This window comes from Afipia sp. OHSU_II-C1 (assembly GCF_000497575.1).
In the GTDB taxonomy this organism is placed as follows: domain Bacteria; phylum Pseudomonadota; class Alphaproteobacteria; order Rhizobiales; family Xanthobacteraceae; genus Afipia.
On sequence record NZ_APJI01000016.1, the window covers coordinates 221,613 to 246,367 of the forward strand.

Below are 24,755 nucleotides of genomic sequence, written 5' to 3' on the forward strand. Positions count from 1 at the left end.
GGAAGGAGACCGCGATGAGCAAACCGTCCAAGAGCAAGGCATCTCCAGAGGCGCCGCAGGATGCGAAGGGCCTGGATCGTCGCCGCTTCTTCATGATGGGCGGATCCGTCGTCGCTGCGGCCGCTACCGCTGTGCCGCTGGCAACCGAGGCGGAAGCGGACGAGTCACAGGCCGAGCGCGTCAAGGCTCGCTACAAGGCCGATTCGCCGGACGTCAAAAACTACTATCGCGTCAACCGTTATTGATGGAAGCACGCACATGTTGATCAAGAGAAAAGAAGGAATCGCCGGCCGCGCGCGCTTGCAGGGCATTGCCGCGGGCCTCGCATCCGGTGTTCTCGATCGCCGAACCTTCCTGCGCCGCTCAGGCCTCGTTGCGGGCGCTGGCGCAGCTATCGGATTGATGCCACTCGGATCGGTGCGCAAGGCGCAGGCCGGGCCGAAAATCGTCGGTGCGCCGACGGAGATCAAAAAGAACATCTGCACGCATTGTTCGGTCGGATGCACGGTCATCGCGGAAGTGCAGAACGGCGTTTGGGTCGGTCAGGAACCGGCCTGGGATAGTCCGATCAATCGCGGATCGCACTGCGCAAAGGGTGCGTCGGTGCGCGAGCTGGTGCACGGCGATCGCCGCCTGAAGTATCCGATGAAGCTGGTCAACGGCGAGTGGCAGAAGATCGAATGGGATCAGGCCATCAACGAGATCGGCGACAAGATGCTCGAGATCCGCGCCAAGTCCGGCGCCGACTCGGTCTACCTGCTTGGATCGGCGAAGTTCTCCAACGAAGGCGGCTATCTGTTCCGCAAGTTCGCGGCGTTCTGGGGCACCAATTCGATCGACCACCAGGCGCGCATCTGTCACTCGACAACGGTCGCGGGTGTTGCGAACACCTGGGGCTATGGCGCGATGACGAACTCCTACAACGATATCCGTAATTCGAAGACCATTATCTTCATGGGATCGAATGCTGCCGAAGCGCATCCTGTTTCGCTTCAGCACATTCTGACGGGCAAGGAAATCAACCGCGCCAACGTCTTCGTGCTCGATCCGCGGTTCACGCGCACGGCAGCGCATGCGACCGAGTATGTGAGATTCCGCGGCGGTACCGACATTGCGGTGATCTGGGGCATGCTGCACCACATCTTCAACAACGGCTGGGAAGACAAGCAGTTTATCGCCCAGCGCGTTTACGGCATGGATCAAATCCGCGCCGAAGTCGCCAAATGGACGCCGGAAGAAGTCGAGCGCGTCAGCGGTATTCCCGGCGAGCAATTGAAGAAGGTCGCCGAGACATTCGCCAAACAGAAGCCTGCCACATTCATCTGGTGCATGGGCGGCACGCAGCACACCGTCGGCACCGCCAACGTCCGCGCCTACTGCAATCTTTTGCTCGCGACCGGCAACGTGGGCTCTTACGGGACCGGCGCAAACATCTTCCGCGGTCACTGCAACGTGCAGGGCGCGACCGATATCGGCCTCGATATCACGTCGTTGCCGCTCTATTACGGTCTCGTCGAAGGCGCATGGAAGCATTGGGCCCGTGTCTGGGAAGTCGATTACGATTACTTGCAGGCGCGTTTCGACGAAGTGCCGGCAAAGGCCGGCCGTCCGGCCCGCACACGCAAGCAGAACATGGAATTGCCGGGTATCCCGTGGACTCGCTGGTTCGATGCGACGCTTGCCAAACCGGATGACGTCGATCAGCGGGATACCGTGAAGGGCGTGTTCATCATGGGACATGGTGGCAACACCATCCCCCGCATGACCGAAATGGTAAAAGGTCTTGAAGCGCTCGAATTGCTCGTGGTCGCCGATCCGCACCCGACGACGTTCGCGGCGATCTCGGAACGCAAGAACGGCACCTACCTGCTGCCGGCCTGTAGCCAGTTCGAGACATCAGGCTCCCGCACCGCATCCAATCGTTCGCTGCAGTGGGGTGAGCAGATCGTCAAGCCGATCTTCGAGTCCAAGGATGACTACGAGATTATCTATCGGGTTTCGAAGAAACTCGGCTTTGCCGATCTGATGTTCAAGAACATCAAGGTGGAGAACAATCGTCCAGTTCCTGAAGATATTCTGCGCGAAATCAATCGCGGCGGTTTCTCGACCGGTTACTCTGGCCAGTCGCCGGAGCGGCTGAAGGCGCACATGAAGAACCAGGGCAAATTCGACCTGGTCACGCTGCGCGCCAAGAAAGACGAGCCCGAAGTCGGCGGCGACTATTACGGGCTGCCGTGGCCGTGCTGGGGCACGCCGCAGATCAAGCATCCGGGAACGCATACTCTCTACAACACCAATCTTCATGTGAAGGATGGTGGCGGCACATTCCGTGCGCGCTTCGGTGTGGTGTACGAGGAGAAGCAACCCGATGGTTCGGTGAAGAACGTCAATCTTCTGGCCGAAGGCTCCTATAGCTTGGGCTCGGAGTTGACCGATGGTTATCCTGAATTCACCTATGGCGTGCTGAAGAAGCTCGGCTGGGACAAGGATCTCACCGAGGCCGAACTCGCCACTATCAATAAGATCGGCGGCAACAATCCGGACGGCGTGGGCTGGGCGGTCGATCTGTCCGGCGGCATTATCCGCGTTACGCTGGAGCATGGCGTGATGGCCTATGGCAACGGCAAGGCCCGCGCGGTGGCGTGGAATCTGCCGGACCCGGTGCCGGTTCACCGCGAACCGATCTACACGGCGCGGCCTGAGCTGGTCGCGAAGTATCCGACGCGGCCTGACGGTCGTCAGTTCCGCATGGCCAACCTGGGCTTCTCGATTCAGAAGGCGGCAGTGGACAAGGGACTTGCCAAGCAATTCCCGATCATCCTCACCTCCGGACGCCTCGTGGAGTATGAAGGCGGCGGCGAAGAAACACGGTCGAACCGGTGGCTCGCCGAATTGCAGCAGGACATGTTCGTTGAAGTAAACACGTCCGACGCGGCCGAGCGCGGCATCAAGGACGGCGGCTGGGTCTGGGTTACCGGACCGGAAAACGGATCGAAGGCGCGCATGAAGGCGCTCGTCACAGATCGCGTCGGCAAGGGCGTGGCGTTCATGCCCTTCCACTTCTCCGGCTGGTTCCAGGGCGTCGATCAGCGCTCGAAATATCCGAAGGGTGCGGATCCGATCGTGCTCGGCGAAAGCGTGAACACGATCACATCGTACGGCTACGACCCGGTCACAGGTATGCACGAGGGCAAGGTGACCCTGTGCCAGATTCAATCGGCGTGAGAGGAGAATAACCAATGGCTCGCGTCAAATTTCTTTGTGATGCTGACCGTTGCATTGAGTGCAACGCCTGCGTGACCGCCTGCAAAAACGAGCATGAAGTCCCTTGGGGCATCAACCGCCGCCGCGTCGTTACCATTAATGACGGCAAGCCCGGCGAGCGCTCGGTGTCCATGGCCTGCATGCATTGCACCGACGCACCTTGCGCCGCGGTCTGCCCGGTGTCGTGCTTCTACACCACGGCAGACGGCGTGGTCCTTCACTCGAAGGATCTCTGCATCGGTTGCGGATATTGCTTCTACGCGTGCCCGTTCGGCGCGCCTCAGTATCCAAAGGTCGGAAACTTCGGCTCGCGCGGCAAGATGGACAAATGCACCTACTGTGCGGGTGGTCCGGAAGCCGATAATTCGCCGGCCGAATACGCCAAGTACGGCGCCAACCGTCTTGCCCAGGGCAAGCTGCCGATCTGCGCCGAGATGTGTTCGACCAAATCGTTGCTGGCCGGCGATGGCGCCATCATTGCCGAGATCTACAAAGAACGAGTGATGAAGCGCGGCTATGGTTCGGGCATGTGGGGCTGGAAGACAGCCTATAGCGACTCACCGACAGGCTAGGGCGCAGCGCCGAAGGCCCCCAGCGGCCTTCGGACAACGTGTCCGAAGTTGTTCTTGATTGAAAACTGGAAGGTCGTGCCGATGTCGATCTCGCTCTCAACCCTTAAGGCCATATGTGCCGCCGTCGCGCTGCTGTTTGTGCTGGCTCAGCCAGCCGCCGCGCAGCTATCGTTCAAGCCCACCGCCGACGCTGTGCATGAAGACCAGCTTCTCAAGGCGCTGAAGGAAGGCGACAAAATTACCGGGCGGATCACCATTCCTGATCCGATGGCAAGGAGTCTGATTCAGCCTGCCGGAAAGGATTGGCGGGATTTCCAGCGCCACACGCTTCCCGTTGTTGGCGGCGTTGCCATCCTGGGCATGCTCGCGTTGCTCACGATCTTTCTCATGGTGCGCGGCCGCATCCGCGTGGAGCATGGATTGTCCGGCATCAAGATTCTTCGCTTTGCGAGCTTCGAGCGATTCACGCATTGGCTGACGGCGAGCTGCTTTATCATTCTGGCGCTGTCAGGCCTGAATATCAGCTTCGGCCGCATACTGATTCTTCCGATATTCGGAGCGGAAGCATTTTCCACGCTGACCGCGTGGGGCAAGATCGCGCACAACTATCTCGCATTCCCGTTCATGCTTGGCCTCGTGATCATGTTCCTGATCTGGGTCAAGGATAACATCCCGGGGAAGCTTGATCTCGTGTGGATCAGGAAGGGCGGTGGCATTCTCAAGAACGGCGAACACCCGCCGGCAAAGCGCTTCAATGCCGGCCAGAAGGGGATCTTCTGGATGGTCATTCTCGGCGGCTTGCTGATGTCGGTATCGGGCTGGTTTATGCTGTTTCCGTACATCCCCGCTAATGTGACGGCGCTCCAGTTCTGGACGGTGATCCATGCGATCATCGCCGTGTTGTTTATCGCGGGCATTCTGGCGCACATTTACATCGGCACGGTCGGTATGGAAGGCGCGTTCGACGCTATGGGCACCGGCGAGGTGGACCTCAACTGGGCCAAGGAGCACCATTCGCTCTGGGTCGAGGAAGAGCAGGCCAAGGGCCGGGCGCCCGACACAGGCACACCGCGGGCCATGCCCGCCGAATAATTCCATCTATCGATAAGGCTCATACCTATATAAAGGACTGTCCGGCATGGCCGGGCGGTCCTTTTTAGTTTCGGAGCAGGGTATGAAGGTGATTGGTCTTTCGGGATGGAGCGGTGCGGGCAAGACGACCCTGCTCACGCGCCTGATTCCGCACCTTATCGCCGAGGGCCTTCATGTCTCGACGGTGAAACACGCCCACAGCAATTTTGATGTCGATATTCCCGGCAAGGATTCGTGGCTGCATCGGCAGGCAGGTGCAACCGAAGTTCTGATTTCCTCGGGCCGCCGCTGGGCATTGATGCATGAGCTGCGGGGCGCGCCTGAGCCGCCACTGGCTGAGTTGCTGTCAAAGATGTCACGTGTGGATTTGCTGATCGTCGAAGGCTTCAAGGCCGATCGCCATCCCAAGATCGAAATACATCGCTCCGCGAACGGCAAACCGCTGATGTTTCCCCAGGACCCAACGATTGTCGGCATCGCCGCCGATATTGCGGTGAATACGGCTCTGCCGTACGCGCACCTTGATGACATTCCGGCGATCTCGCGCATCGTAAGGGCGTCCGCCGTGCGGATCGAGGACGTGCTTGCCCATGAGGCCGCGGGAGCCTGATCGCCGATGGCACAACTTTCGGACGATTGTTTCGCGTTCGGCGGCCCGATGATGTCGGTCGATGAGGCCGTTTCGATGATAGCGAGCCGCGTTCAGGTCGTGGCGGGCACGGAGCAGGTGGCATTAACCGAAGCCGACGGCCGAATTCTCAGCGCCGACATCAGAGCGCCGCTTCCGCTTCCGCCGTTCACCAATTCCGCAGTCGATGGCTACGCTGTGCGCAGCGCCGATTTGCCGCGCGACAAAGAGCAAGCCTTTCCGGTGTCAGGCCGCGTCCAGGCGGGGTCGTTCGCTTCAGGTTCGATAGCCGCGGGAGAGGCAATCCGTATTTTCACCGGCGCGCCGATGCCAGCGGCAGCGGACACCGTCTTCATGCAGGAAGACGTACGCCTTGATAAAGCGGGCAAGGTGATTCTGCCGCCGGGGCTCAAGGCCGGAGCGAATGTGCGTCCCGCCGGCGAGGATATTGCCGAAGGTCATGCCGCATTGACGGCGGGCTGGCGTTTGCGGCCGCAGGATATCGCCCTTATCGCTGCATTTGGATTGACGCGCATCGAAGTCAGACGGCGGCTGCGGGTCGCTGTATTTTCGACGGGTAACGAAGTGGTCTCGCCCGGCGCCCCACGCGCTCCCGCGCAGTTATTCGACTCTAATCGCTTTATGTTGACGGCGCTGCTGCAGAGGCTCGGCTGCGAGGTGAGCGATCTTGGCATTTTGCGTGACGACCGCATCACGCTTGCCGCGGCGTTGAAAGAGGCTGCTATTCGTCACGATCTGATCCTTACATCGGGTGGCGTGTCCACGGGGGAGGAGGATCACGTCAAGGCAGCAGTCGAAAGCGTCGGCACACTGGTACTGTGGCGGATGGCGATCAAGCCAGGACGCCCGGTTGCGATGGGGGTCATCGGCGGCACGCCGTTTATCGGATTGCCGGGAAATCCTGTCGCGAGTTTTGTGACCTTTACCTACGTGGTCCGCCCGACGGTTCTGGCTCTTGCCGGTACCGCGCAGAAGAGTCCGGTACCGATGCCGGTGCGGTCGGCTTTCGCCTACGCCAAGAAAATCGGCCGCCGCGAATATGTCCGGGTCAGCCTGCGCAAGGCCGCCGACGGCGTGCTGGAGGCTGTGAAATTTCCGCGCGAGGGGGCAGGGCTTCTATCCTCGCTGGTGGATACCGACGGTCTCGTCCAACTTGGCGAAGACATTACGTCCGTGAAGCCCGGCCAGACGGTCGGCTTTCTGGACTACTCAAGTCTGACTTAGGCGATCAGCTCGGCCCGATCAGGTTGTGGCCGGGATCACCGACGCGGGCGCCGCTGGTCGTGAATGCGACATATCCAGGCTCCTGAAACTTGTTCAGGAGCATCGACACCGCAGCGGCGGAGAGTCCTGCGAAAACCAATGCGACGATAAAGATTTTCATGACATTCCCCAGCAAATCACCTGTTCCAGCTGCATTTTGTGCTTCGGAACCGGGCAAAGCAAGCTGCCTGTTGTCGCGCTTTCGTCGCACGTCAGGATCAAGCAAAACTGCAATAAACCCGCCCAAAATGATGCGCTGCAAGAAATGGCGTTCGTGATCGTTGACGCTGGATTGAGTGTCCGCCATTGAGAAGCATGACCATGACCAAGCTAGATCTGACAGGGCTCAAATGCCCGCTGCCGGTGCTAAAGACACGGAAGGCGCTCAGGGGGCTGACCGCAGGCGATCGGTTGGAGGTGCATTGTACTGATCCGCTCTCTGTCATCGACATTCCTAACCTGATCCGGGAAACCGGTGATCGCGTCGAGATCGTTGAACACGCGGAAAAGCGCATCGTGTTCATGATCGAAAAGGCAGATGGGGCGGTCGCTTGAGCGAGCCCACCCCGTGGCCGGTGGAAATCCGGCTTGCCAAGGACAAGCGCTCGCTGAGCATTGCGTTCGACGACGGAAAAACCTTCAGCCTCTCTGCCGAATTGCTTCGCGTGACCAGTCCGTCTGCGGAAGTGCAGGGCCATTCGGAGGCCGAGCGGAAAACGGTTGGCGGCAAGCGCAGCGTTGCCATCCTGTCCGTCGATCCCGTCGGAAACTATGCGGTGAGAATCGGTTTCGACGACATGCACAACACCGGGATCTATTCCTGGGCCTTCCTGCATGATCTCGGGGTCAATGCCGATCTCCGCTTTCAAAGCTATCTCGACGATCTGGCTGCGAAGGGCCTTAATCGCGACAAACCGGGCGTTCGATAGCCCTCTACTGCTCCGGATACTGATTTAAGGTGTTCCCGGGGCAACCCGCATCGGAACTCCGTTTCATATTGCAAGAACCCAAGGGGATCAGTTGTTCTGGGCTAAGACATTGGAATAATTCTTGGCATACGAAATGCCAGAGGTTATCCTGCCCTGCCTTAAAACCTCGGAATGAGATATTCGAATGAGCCATAGCGCCCAAAAAGTTCAGCCATTCGAGCATCCTGGCGAGGGCCGGCGGCGTGCGAAGGCGACCCCGAAGGGCCGGCAGATCGACCCGGCGGCGGCGCACGAGATCGAGCTTCTGCTGGGGGACCGGCCGAGGCGGCGCGATCTGTTGATCGAGCACCTCCATCTCATTCAGGACAAGTACCATCAGATTTCTGCGGCGCATCTGGCTGCTCTCGCGGATGAGATGCAATTGGCCTTCTCGGAAGTGTTCGAGACCGCGACCTTCTACGCGCATTTTGATGTGGTCAAAGAAGGCCAGCCTGATCTCCCACCGCTGACAATCCGGGTTTGCGATTCTCTCACCTGCGCGATGATGGGCGCAGAGACGCTGCTGAGCGAATTGCAGAAGGGTGCTGGTCCCGGCGTGCGCGTCGTACGGGCGCCGTGCGTCGGCCGCTGCGACACCGCGCCTGCTGTCGAGGTGGGGCATCACTTCGTCGACCATGCGAGCGTCGAGAGCGTGCTGGCCGCGGCAAAAGGCGGCGACACTCATGCGCATCTGCCGAAGTATATCGACTACGACTCTTACGTCGCCAAGGGTGGCTACGCGCTTCTGAACAAGTTGCGCTCCGGTGCGATGACGAAAGAAGATTTGTTGAAGGCACTCGATAGCGCTTCGCTGCGTGGACTTGGCGGAGCGGGCTTTCCGACCGGGCGCAAATGGCGCGCCGTGCTGGGAGAGCCGGGTCCGCGGTTGATGGCGATCAACGGGGACGAAGGCGAACCGGGAACGTTCAAGGATCGCTATTATCTCGAAACCGATCCCCATCGCTTTATCGAAGGCATGCTGATCGGCGCGCATGTTGTCGAAGCACCAGATGTCTATGTCTATCTGCGCGACGAATATCCGGCGTCGCGTGAGATCATCGAACGCGAAATCAAGAAACTGCCGCCGGGAGGTCCACGGTTGCATCTGCGTCGGGGCGCCGGTGCTTATATTTGCGGCGAGGAATCCGCGCTGCTCGAGAGCATCGAAGGCAAGCGCGGATTGCCGCGCCACAAGCCGCCATATCCGTTCCAAGTCGGTCTGTTCGGTTTGCCGACCCTGATCAACAACATCGAGACGTTGTGGTGGGTGCGTGACATCGTTGAGAAGGGTGCGGATTGGTGGAAGTCGCAGGGCCGTAACGAACGTCAGGGCCTGCGTAGCTATTCGGTCTCGGGCCGCGTGAAAAATCCCGGCATGAAGCTCGCGCCGGCGGGTGTGACGGTGCGTGAACTGATCGATGAATTCTGCGGCGGCATGGCCGATGGTCACACGTTCCATGCCTATCTGCCGGGCGGTGCGTCGGGCGGCATCCTGCCGGCGTCGATGGACAACATCCCGCTCGATTTCGGAACGCTGGAAAAGTACGGCTGCTTCATCGGCTCCGCGGCTGTGGTCATCCTGTCGGACAAAGATCAGGTCAAGGACGCTGCGCTGAACCTGATGCGGTTCTTCGAGGACGAGAGTTGCGGCCAGTGCACGCCATGCCGTGTCGGCACGCAGAAGGCCGCGACACTGATGGAACAGCGGGTCTGGAACCGTGACTTGCTCGATGAATTGAGTCAGGCGATGCGCGATGCTTCGATTTGCGGTCTGGGGCAGGCGGCTTCGAATCCGCTGACCACCGTCATCAAATATTTTCCCGAGGAATTCGCGCCCAAGGAAGCCGCAGAATGACCAAGATTCAATTCGAGCTCGACGGGAAAATGGTCGAGGCCCAGCCGGGCGAGTCTATCTGGCAGGTGGCCAAGCGCGAAGGCACCGAAATCCCGCATCTTTGCTATTCGGCGGAGCCGGATTACCGCGCCGACGGCAACTGCCGCGCCTGTATGGTGGAGATCGAGGGCGAGCGCGTGCTGGCTGCCTCCTGCAAGCGCATGCCCAATGTCGGCATGAAGGTGAAGTCCGCGAGCGCGCGCGCCGTCTCTGCCCGCAAGATGGTGATGGAGCTTCTGGTCGCCGACCAGCCGGCGCGCGAGACATCGCACGATCCCGACTCCAAGTTTTGGAATTGGGCCGACAAGGTCAACGTCACCGAAAGCCGATTCCCGGCGAATGAGCGCTGGTCGAGTGACACCAGCCATCCGGCGATGAGTGTCAATCTCGACGCCTGCATCCAGTGCGGACTGTGCGTGCGCGCATGTCGCGAAGTGCAGGTCAACGATGTCATCGGCATGGCCTACCGCAATCACGATGCCAAGATCGTGTTCGATTTCGACGATCCGATGGGAGAGTCCACCTGCGTTGCCTGCGGTGAATGTGTCCAGGCGTGTCCGACGGGCGCGCTCATGCCGTCCGCATACCTCGACGCCAACCAGACCCGTACGGTCTATCCGGACAAGCAGGTCGATTCACTCTGTCCGTTCTGCGGCGTCGGTTGTCAGGTGACGTATCAGGTCAAGGACGAGGAGATCGTCTATGCCGAGGGGCGCGACGGCCCGGCCAACCACAACCGGCTTTGCGTCAAGGGTCGCTTTGGCTTCGACTACATCCACCATCCGCACCGAATCACCAAGCCGCTGGTGCGTTTGCCGAACGCCAAAAAGAGTTCGACCGATCAGGTCGATCCCGCCAATCCGTTTACGCATTTTCGCGAAGCGAGTTGGGAAGAGGCGCTCGATATCGCCGCGCGCGGCCTCGTCAAAATCCGCGACGAGAAGGGCGTGAAAGCACTCGCCGGTTTCGGGTCGGCCAAGGGCTCCAACGAGGAAGCCTATCTGTTCCAGAAACTGGTGCGCACCGGTTTCGGTTCGAACAACGTCGATCATTGCACACGGCTTTGCCATGCTTCGTCAGTGGCTGCGCTGATGGAAGGTCTGAATTCCGGCGCGGTGTCGGCGCCGTTCGCGGCGGCGGCGGATGCGGAGGTCATCATCGTGATCGGCGCTAATCCGACGGTCAACCACCCCGTTGCGGCGACGTTCATCAAGAACGCGGCGAAGAAGGGCGCCAAGCTGATCGTGATGGACCCGCGCCGGCAAACGCTGTCACGCCATGCCACCAAGCATCTCCAGTTCAAGCCCGGCAGCGATGTCGCGATGCTCAATGCGATGCTGCACACGATCATCACCGAAGGTCTGACCGACGATCAATATATCGCGGGCTATACCGAGGGGTTCGACGACCTCAAGGAGAAGATCAAGGAATTCCCGCCGGAGAAGATGGAGCCGATCTGCGGCGTTCCCGCCGAAACGCTGCGCGAAGTCGCCCGCATGTACGCGACGGCGAAATCGTCGATCATTTTCTGGGGCATGGGTATCAGCCAGCATGTCCACGGCACCGATAATGCGCGTTGCCTGATCGCGCTGGCATTGATCACCGGGCAGGTCGGCCGTCCCGGTACGGGCCTTCATCCGCTGCGCGGACAGAACAACGTGCAGGGCGCCTCGGACGCGGGTTTGATTCCGATGTTCCTGCCGGACTATCAGCCGGTCGGACGCACCGATCTGCGCGATCCGTTCGAGCATCTGTGGCGGCACGAGATCGATCCGGTGCGCGGGTTGACCGTGGTTGAAATCATGGATGCGATCCATGCCGGTGACATTACCGGCATGTATATAGAGGGTGAAAATCCCGCGATGTCCGATCCGGATTTGCAGCACGCGCGTCAGGCGCTGGCCATGCTCGACCACTTGGTTGTGCAAGACCTGTTCGTAACCGAGACCGCGTTTCATGCCGACGTGATCTTGCCGGCCTCCGCGTTTGCCGAGAAGGTCGGCTCATTCACCAATACGGATCGTCGCGTGCAGATCGCGCGGCAGGTGGTCAAGCCGCCGGGAGATGCGCGTCAGGATTTATGGATCATTCAGGAGATCGCAAAGCGGATGGGGCTGGACTGGAATTACAGCGGTCCGGCCGATGTATTCCACGAGATGACGCAGTTGATGCCGTCGCTGAAGAATATCACCTGGGAGCGCCTGGAGCGCGAAGGCGCGGTGACCTATCCGGTCGACGATCCTTTCAAGCCCGGCAACGAGATTATCTTCACCACGGGTTTCCCGACCGAGAGTGGCCGCGGCAAGATCGTGCCGGCGCGCGTCACCGCACCGGACGAAATACCGGACGAAGAGTATCCGATGGTGCTTTCGACCGGCCGCGTGCTCGAACACTGGCACACCGGATCGATGACTCGCCGGTCCGGCGTGCTCGACAGCATCGAACCGGAAGCCGTCGCCTTCATGTCGCCAAAGGACATGCGGCGGCTGAACGTGTGGCCGGGAGATTTCATCAAGCTGGAAACGCGACGGGGCGCCATTGAGGTCAAGGTCCGTTCCGATCGCGACGTGCCGGAGAACATGGTGTTCATGCCGTTCTGCTACGCCGAGGCGGCGGCGAACCTTCTGACCAATCCCGCGCTCGATCCGTTCGGGAAAATTCCGGAGTTCAAGTTCTGCGCTGTGCGGGCAGAGCGTGCCGAGATGCGTACCGCCGCCGAGTGAAAATCCGGCGGCACGCACGGGGAGCGACAGGTCTTCCCCGAGCGGGTGCCACTCTTGGCGCCAGCATTTGGCTACGGTCTGAATGAGAACTGCGGAGGCCCGAGCTGATGTGCCAGACCCGGCTGTACCAGTTCGATCCAGTCGCACAGCCGAGAGCGGGTTTCGCGCGGATGGATAAGGTCATGAACCGAGAAAGCTTCGGCTTTGCGGAAGGGTGACTGTAACGCGGCGAACTGGTCTTCGAGTTCGAGCCGTTTCGCTGCGGGATCGGCCGCCGCTGCTATTTCGTGCCGGAACGCCAGAGCGACACCGCCTTCCACGGGCAACGCGCCGCTTTCGGCCGAAGGCCACGCCAGCACATGACAGCCCGACGGCATATGGGCGTAGTTGGCAAGGCCCATGCTTTTGCGCACCAGCACCGCCATCCAGGGAACGGTGGAGAGTGCGACTGAGATCAGCGCCGAAGCGCCGTGCCGAATGGTGGCGTCGCGCTCTGCATCGGGGCCGATCATGAAGCCAGGTTCGTCGACAAAGGTCACGATCGGAAGATGGAAGGTCTGGCACAGGTCGACAAAGCGTCTCAGTTTCTGCGCGCCTGCCGCGGTGAGCGATCCGGCGTTGTGTTTTGGATCGCTCGCAAAGATGCCCACCGCATAGCCTGACAGGCGCGCGAATCCCGTAATTTGCCCCGGTCCGTATTTCCTCCCCATTTCAAAGAAAGAGCCGTGATCGACGATCGCTTCCACCACATGCCGCATGTTGTAGATGCGCTTGCGGTTGGCCGGGATGATATCGGCCAGTTCGGGAGCTTCGCGCGTGACCGGATCATCCTTGGCTCCGCGTGGCGTTAATTCCCATACGTTCTGCGGCATGTAGGACAGAAACTTTTTGATGGCATCGAAGGCAGCGTTTTCGTCTTCCACCACGTCATCGACGAGACCGCTTTTTTCGTGGACCTGCGCACCGCCGAGTTCCTCCTTGGTCAGCTTGACGCCGAGGGCGCGCTCAACCAGCGCCGGGCCGCCGGTCAGAATTTGCGATGTCGTTCTCGTCATCACGGTGTAATGCGATGCCGCAAGGCGTCCGGCCGGAAATCCGGCGACTGCCCCGACAGCGGCGCTGGCGACCGGCACTGTTCCCAGACATCGCGCGATGGATTCGAAACGGCTGCGTTCGTAGACGGCGCCGGGGAGGGTTTGAACTTTCTTGCCCCCGCTGCCGGTGATGCTTGCACCCGAGCCTTCATGAAAACGCACCAGCGGAATCCGGTACTGCAGCGCGAGGTCTTCGGTGTAGATGCTCTTGCGTAGGCCAGCAGCGTTGGGCGATCCCGCTCCCATGGTGAAGTCCTCGCCAGCCACCACGCAGTGACGTCCGGCAATCTTGCCGATGCCAAGCACGAAATTGGCTGGCGTGAACGACAGCGTGCCGTCTTCCGCGCGTTCGCCCGATCCTGCAATCGGACCGACCTCTCTTAGGCTGTCCGTGTCGAGGACGCGCTCGATCCGCTCGCGGATGGTGAGGCGGCCTTTGTCGTGCTGCTTCCGGACTGCGATCTCGCCGCCTTGCCGAAGCGCCAGCTTGCGCCGCTCGTCAATTTCGTCGGTTTTGTCCTGCCACGCTGTCGAACGCATTGTGTTTCTCCCGGACACGGTTGTGGCTCAGATCTCAAGAACCATGAGCGATTGGCCTTCATCGACCATGTCGTCGATCTGGACGAGAATGGTTTTGACCTTGCCCTTGGCAGGCGAGGCAACCGGAATTTCCATCTTCATGGATTCGATCAGGATAAGATCGTCACCCGCGCTCACCTGGGTGCCGATCTCGGAAAATGAGATGACCCGGCCCGCCAGTTCCGCGGTTATTGTCTTGTCGGCCATGTACTGACATCCGTCGCGTGTTTTGTTGCGGCCCCGAAACCCCGTGGGCGATGGGGTTTCAAGTTAGTTCCATAAAGGAACCTGTCAAGCGGTCTCCCTGCGAAGCAGCCCTGCGCGGTGAAGAGCATCGGATATTTAAGCGTTTGTGGCTGGTATAGCTTGCAGCCGATGCTATGAAATGACCGACAAATCGGCATGGATAGCCGGTGACCGAGGCTGACGCGTGATTGACAGCAGTATCCGATTTTCCGTGGCGCCCATGATGGATTGGACGGACCGGCATTGCCGCGTGTTCCACCGTCTGCTGTCGCGGCGTGCGCGGCTCTACACCGAGATGCTGACCACAAGCGCCATCATTCATGGCGACCGCCAGCGGCTGCTTGGTTTCGATGCCAGCGAGCATCCCGTCGCGCTTCAGCTCGGCGGATCGAATCCACGCGATCTTGCGGAAGCTGCGCGGATTGGCGAAGGCTTCGGTTACGACGAGATCAACATGAATGTCGGTTGTCCGTCCGATCGCGTAAAGGGCGGAAATTTCGGCGCATGTCTGATGGCGGAGCCGAAACTCGTTGCGGACTGTGTCGCCGCCATGAAGCAAGCCGTGAAAATTCCGGTCACGGTGAAGTGCCGCATCGGCATCGACGATCAGGACCCCGAAATAGCCTTGGATACGCTGAGCCGCACCGTGATTGCAGCAGGCGCGGATGCGCTCGTCGTTCACGCGCGCAAGGCATGGCTGAACGGATTATCGCCGAAGGAAAACCGCGATATCCCGCCGCTCGACTATGACCGGGTCTATCGTTTGAAGGCGGCGCTGCCGGAGGTGCCGGTCATTATCAATGGCGGTATCGCAACGATCGCGGCCGCGAAGCAGCACCTCGATCACGTCGATGGTGCGATGCTCGGACGTGCCGCTTATCAGGAGCCCTGGCGGTTGCTGAGTGTCGATCCGGAGCTATTCGGTGAAGCTGCGCCGCACGCGACGATGCATGACGCTATCGAGGCGCTGATGCCCTATATCGAACGCGAACTTGCCGCCGGGACACGGCTGCATTCCATCACGCGGCATCTGGTCGGTGCATTTCACGGCGTGCCGGGCGCAAGGGCATTTCGCCGCTATCTTGCGGAAGTCTGCACCAGGCCCGGAGCAGGCACGACGTCGCTGCGTGAAGCGCTCACGATTGTCGAACCGCGTTCAGCGGCGCAGATCGCCGCCTAAGATTGAGTTACGGATAGCCGCGCAGCATCAGCTTGTCGGGACGGACTTCCCAGCTTTCCAGCCGGTTGAGGAAGCTCATGCCGAGCAGGTTGGACTTCATCTGGCCGCGTGGCACCACCAGCGCCGGCACCGAGCGTTCTACGAGTTTACCAACTGACAGACGATCGAGGGTCAGGCGCGCCGCGCGGACGCGGCCGCCTGCGGTCTCGACATCCACGTTGTAGTCCAGCAACTCCAGCGGCAGACCGGCCGCTTTCGCGGTTTCATAGGTCAGGACAACGGAAGTCGCGCCGGTGTCGATCACCATCGGTGTGCTGTGTCCGTTGATCTTTGCGCGGAGGGAGAATTCGCCGCTGTCGCTGCGGGCAATTTCAACAGCGCGCGCCGGTTTAACATTCAGGGTCTGATCTGTGGCGCGGATCAACGCCCCTTTCATGCTGGCAAAAGCAACAGGATGGGACATCGACAGCAGAAAGCCGACGGCCGAGACCACTACGGCGAGAATTGTGAGCGCTCGCATCATGCGGCACCTCCCGCGCTCAAGAGTTTTCCTGACGCTCCGGTCGTGGCGCCGGAATCTGAAGTCCAGCATCCTGCATACGTTGATGCAGCGTCGTCATGATGTCGAGCCGTTCGCTGTTGTCCATTTTGTGCCAGCGGGCGATTTCGGGCAGGGTACGTCCGCAGCCAAGGCAGAGCTTGCTCGTAGGATCGATGAAGCAGACGGCGATGCAAGGCGTTTCTTGTTTCATGAGTGGTACTGAGGGGCATTTTCATCGCTCGCGCAAGATGTTCTACAAGCCGGTTCCTGCATTCATGATCGGCTTGAAACGCGGACGGCTTCGGTCTCCGGTCATTCCCTCTGGCGACCTGTCGGGCTGGAGCGGCGGGGAGTCCTCACGCATCGGGGCCAGCGCCGTCATCACGCGCTCAGGCGGATAGGTGACGATCACCTCTGTACCCACCCGCAGGGTTGATTTGAGCGTGAACGTACCGCCATGCATGTCGATCAGGCTCTTGGCGATCGGGAGGCCGAGGCCGGCGCCCTGTTCGGCAGATTTGATCGAGTTCGATCCCTGGCCGAATGAAGCCAGCACGATCGGAATCTCGTCCTCGGCGATGCCGGAGCCCGTATCCTTGACGCTCAGATACTGCCCGCCCGATGCGGTCCAGCCGACCTTGAGCCAGATTTCGCCGCCCTGCGGCGTGAACTTGATCGAGTTCGACAACAGGTTGAGCACGACCTGACGCGTGGCGCGTTCGTCGCCCCACAGTTTCGGCATGTCCTGTTCGAAAACTTCATGAATCGTAATGCCGCGGCTTGACGCGCGCAGCTTCAGCAAATGGTGGCAGTCCGCGACGACATGCACCAGCGAGACAGGTTCTTCATTGAGCTCGTAACGCCCGGCCTCGATGCGCGACAGATCGAGAATTTCATTGATGAGATTCAGAAGGTGGACGCCGGAGTTATGAATGTCGGCCGAGTAATCCTTGTAGACCTCGACGGCATGCGCTCCAAAAATCTCGCTCTTCATGACTTCGGAGAATCCGAGAATGGCGTTGAGCGGTGTGCGCAGTTCGTGGCTCATCTGGGCCAGAAAGCGCGACTTAGAAACGTTGGCGGACTCAGCCCGGTAGCGCGCTTCATCCGAGATGGCCTTGGCCTGTTCGAGCTCGCCGATCAGCGCGTCTTTCTCGGCGCGGGCTTCCAGAGTCGCAAGCGTGGTCGAATGCAGGCGATGGGCGAGCAGGGCGAAGTAGCCTTCCGCGGTAACCGCGAGTGCGGCGAGAATGTAATCGTCGAAAGTTCCGCGAAGAATGAAATTCGCCGCGATTGCCGCCGATACCGGGACCGTCGCAGCGAACGCAGCAATCGGCAGGCTCGCCGCCAGCATGCTGGAAACGGCAATGACCAGCAGCATCACGAACAGCATCAGGGTGTTCGAGACGACATCGATGCCGGACGGATGGATCAGGACGAGCGTCCAGGCCAATCCGTAAAGCAGATCCAGCCCCACAAAGCGCATGCGCCACTTGCGCGTGATGGCGGGGGAGGAGGATGTGACCGCAAGAAACTTTGAGCAAAATCGAATGACGATACCGTGGATCGCGAGGATCCCGGCTGTCCAGATCACCGCAGCGACGGCAGGAATCCAGAAACTCGCCAGGATGCCTGTCGAGACCACGAGAAGGATAACGACGAGCGAGGCCGAGATGCGCGTCTGTGCATATTGCCTCAGCAGTTCATGATCGAAGGCCGGGCGTGTTCCGCTGGTGGAGGTCAGGCGGTCACGGGCTTCGCGCACGCGCTGCGCCGCTGCCCGGCGGCTGCGAGCCGGTGCTTCCGCCGATGTCGCGGAGAGCTCTTTTTTGTCGGCGGACTCACTCATTTTTACGCGACAAATCCCGAACAATGACCAATGCCGCGCTGGGCCAAGCGCGCATACTTCTGCCCGCTATTTCTGGCGCTAAATCATTAAGAGGTGGCTTAAAGGTCAATTTAATCGGGTTAAGAAAGTATGAATTTCGGTGTCGCAGGAAGGTCCGAACGCACCAGTCAAAGTTGAAAAGAAAAAAGGCGGCACGGGATACCGCACCGCCTCGGTTGTCACGCAGGCCGATGGTTATCGCTGTAGCCGTGCCAACAGGCTCGACGTATCCCAGCGCTTGCCGCCCATTTTCTCGACTTCGGCGTAGAAGTTGTCGACCAGCGCGGTGACCGGGAGGCTCGCGCCGTTGCGGCGGGCTTCCGCAAGGCAGATCGAAAGGTCCTTGCGCATCCATTCGACGGCGAAACCGAAATCGAACTTGCCTTCGTCCATTGTCTTGTAACGGTTTTCCATCTGCCAGGATTGTGCGGCGCCCTTGGAGATGGTGTCGATCACCGCCTGGACGTCGAGTCCGGACTTCTTGGCGAAATGAATTCCCTCCGATAGCCCCTCGACCAGACCTGCGATGCAGATCTGGTTGACCATTTTGGTGAGCTGGCCGGAGCCGGCTGGGCCGAGCAGTTTGCACATCCGGGCGTAGGACGCGATCACGGGCTCAGCCTTTTTGTAGGGGGCTTCCGCGCCGCCGCACATGACCGTGAGCACGCCGTTTTCCGCGCCGGCCTGGCCGCCGGAAACCGGTGCATCGATAAACTGGAAGCCACGTTTGGTGGCCTCAGCATCAAGCTGACGTGCGACTTCGGCGGATGCCGTCGTGTGATCGACAAATATGGCTCCGGATTTCATCCCCGAGAACGCGCCGTCGGCGCCGATGGTCACGGCGCGCAGGTCATCGTCATTGCCGACGCAGGCCATCACGAAATCCTGACCTTCGGCAGCGGCCTTCGGTGTCGCGGCGGCGCGGCCGCCGAATTTCTCGGCCCATGCTTTCGATTTGGCGGCGGTGCGATTGTACACGGTCACCTCATGGCCGCCCTTGGCGGCGAGGTGTCCCGCCATGGGGAATCCCATGACGCCGAGGCCGAGAAATGCGACTTTTGCCATATCTTGCTCTTTGGATTGCTGGTGTGTTTTGGCCGGATTTCCCGGCATGTGGGATGACAACAGCTATGCGAAGGATGGACGGCCTTGCAAGGCCGTTGACGGCACAGGTGACGCGCGTATGAAGGCCACAAGCGGCGGCCCCCGGGGGTAATGCCGGGAGATATGTTGTGGCAGTCGATAAAACCCAGGTTCTTGCAGTGCTTCGCGCCGTATCATCGCCGCGTGGCGTACCGCTGGCCGATGCCAACGTGCTTTCCGAAATTATGGCCTCGGACGGCAAGGTTTTCTTCTCGATCAATGTCGACGCCAACGAGGCGCGGGCATGGGAAGACGTTCGCGCCAAGGCCGAGGCCGCGGTTCGGGCGATACCGGGTGTCACGACAGCGATGGTCGCGCTGACCGCAGAGCGCAAACCCGGCGCTGCGGCTGCTTCAGCGCCGCACCAGCATTCGCATGGGGTGAGGCCTGTTGCGCAGCATCGACCTCAAGGAGCGCCCGCGGATTCTCCCATGGGCAAGCAGGCTGCCATTCCTGGCATCGGCGCCATTGTCGCGGTGGCGTCCGGCAAGGGCGGCGTCGGTAAATCGACCACGGCGCTCAACCTTGCACTGGCGCTGCGCGATCTCGGTCTGAGGGTAGGGCTGCTTGATGCCGACATTTACGGCCCGTCAGTTCCGCGTCTGACCGGGGTTCGCGAAAAGCCAACGTTGAACGACGCCAGGAAAATGATCCCGATCGTCCGCTTCGGACTGCCGCTGATGTCGATCGGTTTTCTGGTTGAAGAAGAGACCGCAATGGTCTGGCGCGGACCGATGGTCATGTCGGCAATCCGGCAGATGCTGTGGGATGTCGCCTGGGGTGAACTCGACGTGCTGGTGGTGGACATGCCGCCGGGTACAGGCGACGCGCAACTGACGCTCGCCCAGCAGGTGCCGCTGCGGGGTGTCGTGATTGTTTCGACGCCGCAGGACCTCGCCCTGATCGATGCCCGCAGAGGTATAGCTATGTTCGACAAGGTTAGCGTCCCGACGCTCGGCATCATTGAGAACATGAGCTACTTCCAGTGCCCTGAATGCGGCACGCGCTCGGATATCTTCGGACATGGCGGCGCGCGGCACGAGGCCGAGAGGCTCAAGGTTCCGTTCCTGGGTGAAATCCCGCTACACCTGTCGATCCGCACCTCGTCGGATGCCGGGACACCGGTCGTGGACAGCGAGCCGGACGGGCCCCATGCGGCGATTTATCGAGCCATCGGGGCAGAGATCAAAAAGCAGCTTGCAGGCGCGGCAGCCACCGTCTGACCGGCCTTTCTTGCGGTTTTACCGGCCGGATTCAGGTCCTATTCGACTTTCGTTTAATCGGGGTCGGATGCGCTGTTCCTGCGTTTTCCGCCAATCAACTTCCGTGCTAGAGACCGCCCCAGAGGGATTTCAAAAAGAAACGCCCCCCAAAAGGAGATGCCTAATGAAGCGTCGTGATTTTTTGAAAGTAACTGCTGCCGGAGCCGCCGCCACTGCGGTCGCTTCGCCAGCCATCGCCCAGTCCGCGCCAGAGGTTAAGTGGCGCCTGGCATCCAGCTTCCCGAAGTCGCTTGACACCATCTACGGTGGCGCAGAGCAGCTGTCGAAGTACGTCGCTGAGATGACCGACAACAAGTTCCAGATTCAGGTGTTTGCCGCCGGCGAAATCGTCCCCGGCCTGCAGGCTCTGGACGCGACCTCCAATGGCACGGTCGAAATGTGCCACACGGTTTCCTACTACTATGTCGGCAAGGATCCGACCTTCGCGATTTTCGCGTCGGTACCGTTCGGCCTCAATACCCGCATGCAGAATTCGTGGCTCGAGCAGGGCGGCGGCGGCGAGATCGCCAACGAGTTCTACAAGAAGCACGGTGTGGTGGGCATGCCGTGCGGTAACACCGGCACCCAGATGGGCGGCTGGTTCCGCAAGGAGATCAAGACCGTTGCCGATCTTCAGGGCCTCAAGATGCGCATCGGCGGTATTGCCGGTCAGGTGCTGGCCAAAGTGGGCGTCGTGCCGCAGCAGCTCGCAGGCGGCGACATCTATCCGTCGCTGGAAAAGGGCACCATCGACGCGGCCGAGTGGGTCGGCCCGTATGACGACGAAAAGCTGGGCTTCAACAAGGTCGCGAAGTTCTACTACTATCCGGGCTTCTGGGAAGGCGGGCCGACGGTCCACGCTTTCACCAACCTCGAGAAGTTCAACGCTCTGCCGAAGAGCTATCAGGCGATCCTGACCAACGCTGCGGCTCACGTGAACGGCTGGATGCCTGCTCGTTACGACATGCAGAATCCGGGCGCGCTGAAGCGTCTCGTGGCCAGCGGCACGCAGCTTCGTCCGTTCACGAACGAAGTCCTCGACGCCTGCCTCAAGGCGACAAACGAGCTGTGGGCTGAAATTTCGGCAAAGAACGCCGACTTCAAGAAGGCCATCGATGCGATGCAGGCCTACCGTTCGGACCAGTACCTGTGGTGGCAGGTCGCCGAATACACCAACGACAGCTTCATGATCCGCTCGCGCACCCGCGGCTGATTTCGTTTAACTGAAGCACGCTACCAGCCCGGCCTCCGCAACGAGGCCGGGCTTTTATTTTGCGGTGCGGTCGAAGAATTCGGCATGGATATTGGTAACCAGTTGTTCCATGCTCCAACTTCAAGCCTCGAAAAGAAGGGCAAAAACACACGATCACATCCAGGGAGCTATCATGAAACGTCGCGAGTTTATCAAGGTCGCGGGTATCGGCGCTGCCGGTGCCGCGATCGCATCACCCGCCATCGCCCAGTCGTCGCCGGAAATCAAATGGCGTCTGACCTCCAGCTTTCCGAAGTCGCTCGACACCATCTACGGTGCGGCCGAAGTCTTCTCGAAGGCGGTTGCCGAAGCCACCGACAACAAGTTCCAGATCCAGATCTTCGCGGCCGGCGAAATCGTTCCCGGCCTTCAGGCGCTCGATGCCGCGTCAAACGGCACGGTCGAGATGGCCCATACGGCCACTTACTACTATGTCGGTAAGGACCCGACATTTGCGATCGGAACCGCCGTGCCGTTCGGTCTGAACAGCCGCATGCAAACAGCCTGGCTGCAGGTCGGCGGCGGCGGAGAACTCTTCAACGAGTTCCTGAAGCCTCACAACGTCGTCGCGCTTCTTGCTGGAAACACAGGTTGCCAGATGGGCGGCTGGTTCCGGAAAGAACTGAAGGAGCCGAGTGATCTCAGCGGCCTGAAAATGCGCATCGGCGGCTTTGCCGGCAAGGTTTTGACCAAGCTCGGCGTGGTGCCGCAGCAGGTCGCCGGCGGCGATATCTATCCGTCGCTGGAGAAGGGCACCATCGATGCCGCCGAATGGGTTGGCCCGTACGACGATGAAAAGCTCGGATTCCAGAAGGTCGCAAAGTACTACTACTATCCAGGCTGGTGGGAAGGCGGGCCCTCGCTGCACAACCTCGTCAACCTTGCGAAGTGGGAAGCGCTGCCGGCGGGATACAAGTCGATTCTGAAATCGGCGTCCTCGCTTGCCAATGAAACCATGCAGGCGCGTTACGACGCCTACAATCCGCCTGCGCTGAAGCGGCTGGTGGCGAGCGGAACGCAATTGCGGCCGTTCTCGGCATCGATCATGGACGCATCCCTGAAGGCCGCCAACGAGGTCTACGCGGAAACATCGGCGACCAACCCGCACTTCAAGAAGATGTATGAGGCGATGGCTGCGTTCCGTAGCGACCAGTACACCTGGTGGCAGGTCGCGGAATATGGCTTCGACAGTTTCCAGATCCGGTCGCGCACACGCACCTGAGTACGGCACTGTCGCTCAAAAAGAGCCGGCCTTCGCGAGAAGGCCGGTTTTTCGTTGAGCAGAACTCGTTGCGCTACTTGGCGCCGCCCGGCGGCCCGAAATCGAGGGCCGGCATTTCCTGTTGCTGAATCTGGATATCGACCTTGTTGGGATCGACGGTCGATAGTGTGCCCTTGTAGTGCATCACCATGGCCGGGAAGGCGATCACGAGACCGACCATGATCACCTGGATGATCACGAACGGCACCGAGCCCCAGTAGATCTGCCCGGTGGTTACAGGCTCCATCCGCTTGCCGCTGACGCGATCCGTATAGGCTTCTTTCGGGGCTACAGAGCGAAGATAAAAAAGCGCAAAACCGAACGGCGGATGCATGAACGAGGTTTGCATGTTTACGCCGAGGATCACGCCGAACCAGATCAGGTCGATGCCGAGCTTTTCGGCCGCGGGGCCGAGCAGGGGGATGACAATGAACGCCAGCTCGAAGAAGTCGAGGAAGAAGGCGAGAACGAACACGAAGGCGTTGACGAAGATCAGGAAACCGGTCTGGCCGCCGGGGAGTGAGACCAGCAGTTCCTCGACCCACCGGTGGCCGTCGACACCGTAGAAGGTGAGGGAGAAAACGCGCGCTCCCACCAGGATGAAGATCACGAAGGCGGAGAGCTTGGCGGTGGACTCTGCGGCCTGTCGCGTCAGGTCGAAGCTCAGCCGCCGTTTCATGATTGCGAGGATCATCGCGCCGGCAGCACCCATCGCACCGCCTTCCGTCGGAGTCGCGACGCCGATGAAGATCGTGCCAAGCACCAGGAAGATCAGGCCGAGCGGTGGCACCATCACGAACACGACCTGCTCGGCGAGCTTCGACAGCAGCTTCAGGCCCGAGATGCGGTTGATCACCGCGAGCACGAATGACATCGCCACCACAATCGACATGGTGAGGACCACATAGTCCGCGCCTGCCTTCACGTCGGTGAAGCGCATGGCTTCGAGTGCGATCGCCGTCGCGCCGATCAGCACAACGAAAAGCGACAATGTCATCGTGCGGATGATGCCGGTGAAGGGTTTGAAGAACAGTCCGGTGAGGATGATGAACCAGAAGCCGTGAAGGATCAGCGGGTTTTCCGAGATCTTGTTGAAAACCGGTGAAGTCCAGTCGAACAGGCCCAGTTTCACCACGAAGAAATAGGCGGTTGCCGCGGCGGAGATCGCTGCCAGCGGCATGATAATCGGATGCTTGGCAGTTTCCGGCTCGCGCAGGGTCTGCGCTTCCAGCGGAAGTCCTGGCGTTGCCTGCGGGAAAAATGTCGCCACGATGAAGATGTAGAGCGCATAGAGGATCGACAGCACAATGCCGGGAATGAACGCGCCTTCGTACATATCGCCGACGGAGCGTCCGAGCTGGTCGGCCATCACGATGAGGACCAGCGACGGCGGAATAATCTGCGCCAGCGTTCCCGACGCCGCGATTACGCCGGTGGCGACCCGGCGATCGTAGCCATAGCGCAGCATGATCGGTAGCGAGATCAGCCCCATCGAGATCACGGAGGCTGCGACGACGCCAGTGGTGGCAGCCAGCAACGCGCCGACAAAGATCACCGCGTAGGCGATGCCGCCGCGGATGCTGCCGAACAACTGGCCTATTGTTTCGAGCAAATCTTCCGCCATCCCTGATCGTTCCAGGATCAGGCCCATGAAGGTGAAGAACGGAATCGCCAGCAGCGTCTCGTTGTTCATGACGCCGTAAACGCGCTCGGGCAACGCCTGCAGGAAGTCCGGGCGGAAGAGGCCAAGCTCGATGCCGATCAGCGCGAAAAGGAGGCCGTTGGCGGCGAGCGAGAAGGCGACCGGATAGCCCAGCAGCAGGAAGATCACCAGCGACGCGAACATGATCGGCGCCATGTAGTGGATGAACATAGCGGCCATCA

At 60.4% G+C, this 24,755-nt stretch carries 22 protein-coding genes; 14 read left to right on the forward strand and 8 right to left on the reverse strand.

Going from position 1 to position 24,755, the window contains the following annotated elements; genetic code table 11:
- Window positions 1-14 precede the first annotated feature (14 nt).
- From I554_RS0118970 to glp, 6 genes are all read left to right on the forward strand, one after another.
- Complete coding sequence (locus tag I554_RS0118970) at window positions 15-245, forward strand: hypothetical protein (protein ID WP_006019897.1); 231 nt, start codon at window positions 15-17, stop codon at window positions 243-245.
- A gap of 13 nt (window positions 246-258) precedes the next feature.
- A complete protein-coding gene (locus I554_RS0118975; RefSeq protein ID WP_024574097.1) occupies window positions 259-3,225 on the forward strand; it encodes a formate dehydrogenase subunit alpha in 2,967 nt (988 codons plus the stop codon).
- 14 nt (window positions 3,226-3,239) lie between these two features.
- Window positions 3,240-3,836: a formate dehydrogenase FDH3 subunit beta gene (gene fdh3B, locus I554_RS0118980; RefSeq protein ID WP_006019899.1), complete on the forward strand. Its 597-nt coding sequence runs from the start codon at window positions 3,240-3,242 to the stop codon at window positions 3,834-3,836.
- 81 nt (window positions 3,837-3,917) lie between these two features.
- Entirely contained in the window at window positions 3,918-4,928 is a 1,011-nt protein-coding gene (locus I554_RS0118985; RefSeq protein ID WP_024574098.1) for a formate dehydrogenase subunit gamma, read from the forward strand.
- Between the two features lie 82 nt (window positions 4,929-5,010).
- Window positions 5,011-5,538: a molybdopterin-guanine dinucleotide biosynthesis protein B gene (gene mobB, locus I554_RS0118990; protein ID WP_024574099.1), complete on the forward strand. Its 528-nt coding sequence runs from the start codon at window positions 5,011-5,013 to the stop codon at window positions 5,536-5,538.
- Between the two features lie 6 nt (window positions 5,539-5,544).
- Window positions 5,545-6,801 carry a gephyrin-like molybdotransferase Glp gene (gene glp / locus I554_RS0118995; RefSeq protein ID WP_024574100.1) on the forward strand — a complete coding sequence of 419 codons (1,257 nt, stop codon included), beginning with the start codon at window positions 5,545-5,547 and terminating at the stop codon, window positions 6,799-6,801.
- A 4-nt stretch (window positions 6,802-6,805) separates the two neighbouring features.
- Here glp and I554_RS25725 read toward each other — a convergent pair whose 3' ends face one another.
- A complete protein-coding gene (locus I554_RS25725; RefSeq protein WP_034462123.1) occupies window positions 6,806-7,147 on the reverse strand; it encodes a hypothetical protein in 342 nt (113 codons plus the stop codon).
- Between the two features lie 8 nt (window positions 7,148-7,155).
- On the opposite strand from I554_RS25725, the gene I554_RS0119005 reads away from it, so the two are divergent.
- From I554_RS0119005 to fdhF, 4 genes are all read left to right on the forward strand, one after another.
- Complete coding sequence (locus I554_RS0119005) at window positions 7,156-7,395, forward strand: sulfurtransferase TusA family protein (RefSeq protein WP_024574101.1); 240 nt, start codon at window positions 7,156-7,158, stop codon at window positions 7,393-7,395.
- Window positions 7,392-7,769 carry a DUF971 domain-containing protein gene (locus I554_RS0119010; RefSeq protein WP_024574102.1) on the forward strand — a complete coding sequence of 126 codons (378 nt, stop codon included), beginning with the start codon at window positions 7,392-7,394 and terminating at the stop codon, window positions 7,767-7,769. The genes I554_RS0119005 and I554_RS0119010 overlap by 4 nt, the downstream gene beginning before the upstream one ends.
- 184 nt (window positions 7,770-7,953) lie before the next feature.
- The gene (locus I554_RS0119015) at window positions 7,954-9,663 is read left to right on the forward strand and encodes an NADH-ubiquinone oxidoreductase-F iron-sulfur binding region domain-containing protein (protein ID WP_024574103.1); all 1,710 of its coding nucleotides are present in this window, start codon (window positions 7,954-7,956) and stop codon (window positions 9,661-9,663) included.
- Window positions 9,660-12,425: a formate dehydrogenase subunit alpha gene (fdhF, locus tag I554_RS0119020; protein ID WP_024574104.1), complete on the forward strand. Its 2,766-nt coding sequence runs from the start codon at window positions 9,660-9,662 to the stop codon at window positions 12,423-12,425. Before I554_RS0119015 ends, fdhF begins: the two co-directional genes overlap by 4 nt.
- A gap of 71 nt (window positions 12,426-12,496) precedes the next feature.
- Here the strand turns inward: fdhF and I554_RS0119025 are convergent, their stop codons facing one another.
- Both I554_RS0119025 and I554_RS0119030 read right to left on the reverse strand, forming a co-directional pair.
- The gene (locus I554_RS0119025) at window positions 12,497-14,059 is read right to left on the reverse strand and encodes a carboxyl transferase domain-containing protein (RefSeq protein ID WP_024574105.1); all 1,563 of its coding nucleotides are present in this window, start codon (window positions 14,057-14,059) and stop codon (window positions 12,497-12,499) included.
- Between the two features lie 27 nt (window positions 14,060-14,086).
- Window positions 14,087-14,305 (reverse strand): acetyl-CoA carboxylase biotin carboxyl carrier protein subunit, encoded by a 219-nt coding sequence (locus I554_RS0119030; RefSeq protein WP_024574106.1) that lies wholly within the window; start codon window positions 14,303-14,305, stop codon window positions 14,087-14,089.
- Between the two features lie 226 nt (window positions 14,306-14,531).
- Between I554_RS0119030 and dusA the strand changes: the two genes are divergently transcribed.
- On the forward strand, window positions 14,532-15,524 hold the full coding sequence (gene dusA, locus I554_RS0119035; RefSeq protein ID WP_081710819.1) for a tRNA dihydrouridine(20/20a) synthase DusA: 993 nt from the start codon (window positions 14,532-14,534) through the stop codon (window positions 15,522-15,524).
- Window positions 15,525-15,531: 7 nt separating this feature from the next.
- Here the strand turns inward: dusA and I554_RS0119040 are convergent, their stop codons facing one another.
- The 4 genes from I554_RS0119040 to I554_RS0119055 all read right to left on the reverse strand — a co-directional run bounded on the left by I554_RS0119040 (window position 15,532) and on the right by I554_RS0119055 (window position 19,066).
- Window positions 15,532-16,047 (reverse strand): TIGR02281 family clan AA aspartic protease, encoded by a 516-nt coding sequence (locus I554_RS0119040; RefSeq protein WP_024574108.1) that lies wholly within the window; start codon window positions 16,045-16,047, stop codon window positions 15,532-15,534.
- Between the two features lie 16 nt (window positions 16,048-16,063).
- Window positions 16,064-16,276, reverse strand: a complete 213-nt coding sequence (locus tag I554_RS0119045) for a DUF1289 domain-containing protein (RefSeq protein WP_024574109.1) — start codon at window positions 16,274-16,276, stop codon at window positions 16,064-16,066.
- A 42-nt stretch (window positions 16,277-16,318) separates the two neighbouring features.
- Entirely contained in the window at window positions 16,319-17,914 is a 1,596-nt protein-coding gene (locus I554_RS0119050; RefSeq protein WP_024574110.1) for an ATP-binding protein, read from the reverse strand.
- Between the two features lie 234 nt (window positions 17,915-18,148).
- Complete coding sequence (locus tag I554_RS0119055; RefSeq protein ID WP_081710812.1) at window positions 18,149-19,066, reverse strand: NAD(P)-dependent oxidoreductase; 918 nt, start codon at window positions 19,064-19,066, stop codon at window positions 18,149-18,151.
- A gap of 119 nt (window positions 19,067-19,185) precedes the next feature.
- Here I554_RS0119055 and I554_RS0119060 point away from each other — a divergent pair, with 119 nt between their 5' ends.
- The 3 genes from I554_RS0119060 (at window position 19,186) to I554_RS0119070 (ending at window position 22,832) form a co-directional block, all read left to right on the forward strand.
- Window positions 19,186-20,319 (forward strand): Mrp/NBP35 family ATP-binding protein, encoded by a 1,134-nt coding sequence (locus I554_RS0119060; RefSeq protein ID WP_024574112.1) that lies wholly within the window; start codon window positions 19,186-19,188, stop codon window positions 20,317-20,319.
- Window positions 20,320-20,482: 163 nt separating this feature from the next.
- A complete protein-coding gene (locus I554_RS0119065) occupies window positions 20,483-21,571 on the forward strand; it encodes a TRAP transporter substrate-binding protein (RefSeq protein WP_024574113.1) in 1,089 nt (362 codons plus the stop codon).
- Between the two features lie 172 nt (window positions 21,572-21,743).
- On the forward strand, window positions 21,744-22,832 hold the full coding sequence (locus tag I554_RS0119070; protein WP_024574114.1) for a TRAP transporter substrate-binding protein: 1,089 nt from the start codon (window positions 21,744-21,746) through the stop codon (window positions 22,830-22,832).
- Between the two features lie 73 nt (window positions 22,833-22,905).
- Here I554_RS0119070 and I554_RS0119075 read toward each other — a convergent pair whose 3' ends face one another.
- Window positions 22,906-24,753: a TRAP transporter large permease subunit gene (locus I554_RS0119075; protein ID WP_024574115.1), complete on the reverse strand. Its 1,848-nt coding sequence runs from the start codon at window positions 24,751-24,753 to the stop codon at window positions 22,906-22,908.
- Window positions 24,754-24,755 lie beyond the last annotated feature (2 nt).

Bases quoted from the DNA above. Each gene is read 5' to 3' on its own strand.
- I554_RS0118970 (WP_006019897.1), top strand. From the start codon at position 15: ATGAGCAAACCGTCCAAGAGCAAGGCATCTCCAGAGGCGCCGCAGGAT.
- I554_RS0118975 (WP_024574097.1), top strand. From the start codon at position 259: ATGTTGATCAAGAGAAAAGAAGGAATCGCCGGCCGCGCGCGCTTGCAG.
- fdh3B (WP_006019899.1), top strand. From the start codon at position 3,240: ATGGCTCGCGTCAAATTTCTTTGTGATGCTGACCGTTGCATTGAGTGC.
- I554_RS0118985 (WP_024574098.1), top strand. From the start codon at position 3,918: ATGTCGATCTCGCTCTCAACCCTTAAGGCCATATGTGCCGCCGTCGCG.
- mobB (WP_024574099.1), top strand. From the start codon at position 5,011: ATGAAGGTGATTGGTCTTTCGGGATGGAGCGGTGCGGGCAAGACGACC.
- glp (WP_024574100.1), top strand. From the start codon at position 5,545: ATGGCACAACTTTCGGACGATTGTTTCGCGTTCGGCGGCCCGATGATG.
- I554_RS25725 (WP_034462123.1), bottom strand. From the start codon at position 7,147: ATGGCGGACACTCAATCCAGCGTCAACGATCACGAACGCCATTTCTTG.
- I554_RS0119005 (WP_024574101.1), top strand. From the start codon at position 7,156: ATGACCATGACCAAGCTAGATCTGACAGGGCTCAAATGCCCGCTGCCG.
- I554_RS0119015 (WP_024574103.1), top strand. From the start codon at position 7,954: ATGAGCCATAGCGCCCAAAAAGTTCAGCCATTCGAGCATCCTGGCGAG.
- fdhF (WP_024574104.1), top strand. From the start codon at position 9,660: ATGACCAAGATTCAATTCGAGCTCGACGGGAAAATGGTCGAGGCCCAG.
- I554_RS0119025 (WP_024574105.1), bottom strand. From the start codon at position 14,059: ATGCGTTCGACAGCGTGGCAGGACAAAACCGACGAAATTGACGAGCGG.
- I554_RS0119030 (WP_024574106.1), bottom strand. From the start codon at position 14,305: ATGGCCGACAAGACAATAACCGCGGAACTGGCGGGCCGGGTCATCTCA.
- I554_RS0119040 (WP_024574108.1), bottom strand. From the start codon at position 16,047: ATGATGCGAGCGCTCACAATTCTCGCCGTAGTGGTCTCGGCCGTCGGC.
- I554_RS0119045 (WP_024574109.1), bottom strand. From the start codon at position 16,276: ATGAAACAAGAAACGCCTTGCATCGCCGTCTGCTTCATCGATCCTACG.
- I554_RS0119050 (WP_024574110.1), bottom strand. From the start codon at position 17,914: ATGAGTGAGTCCGCCGACAAAAAAGAGCTCTCCGCGACATCGGCGGAA.
- I554_RS0119055 (WP_081710812.1), bottom strand. From the start codon at position 19,066: ATGCCGGGAAATCCGGCCAAAACACACCAGCAATCCAAAGAGCAAGAT.
- I554_RS0119065 (WP_024574113.1), top strand. From the start codon at position 20,483: ATGAAGCGTCGTGATTTTTTGAAAGTAACTGCTGCCGGAGCCGCCGCC.
- I554_RS0119070 (WP_024574114.1), top strand. From the start codon at position 21,744: ATGAAACGTCGCGAGTTTATCAAGGTCGCGGGTATCGGCGCTGCCGGT.
- I554_RS0119075 (WP_024574115.1), bottom strand. From the start codon at position 24,753: ATGGCCGCTATGTTCATCCACTACATGGCGCCGATCATGTTCGCGTCG.